Genomic DNA, 208 nt, shown 5'->3' with positions numbered 1-208 from the left:
AGGCTGGCCGACCTGCTCGATCGCATCGGAGATCACCGCGATCGTGATGGAAGAGGGCTTCGACGACCTCGACGCGCCGGTGCTGCGCGTCACCAACGAGGACGTGCCGCTGCCCTATGCCGCGAACCTCGAGAAGAAGGCGCTGATCGACGCCAAGAAGATCGTCGCGACGGTCAAGAAGATCGTCTGACCGTGCATGACCGGCGGG

General features: G+C 64.4%; 1 protein-coding gene. It reads left to right on the top strand.

The genetic code is table 11. The features are described 5' to 3' along the window. The coding region (locus B2515_RS04030) for a transketolase C-terminal domain-containing protein (RefSeq protein ID WP_293873967.1) at positions 1-190 on the top strand (190 nt) is incomplete at its 5' end. Positions 191-208: the final 18 nt, after the last annotated feature.

Origin of the sequence: Sphingomonas sp. UBA978, from assembly GCF_002292295.1 — a bacterium.
In the GTDB taxonomy this organism is placed as follows: domain Bacteria; phylum Pseudomonadota; class Alphaproteobacteria; order Sphingomonadales; family Sphingomonadaceae; genus Sphingomonas.
The sequence above is the reverse complement of the archived record's forward strand: the minus strand, read 5'-3'. Positions and strand labels throughout refer to the sequence as shown.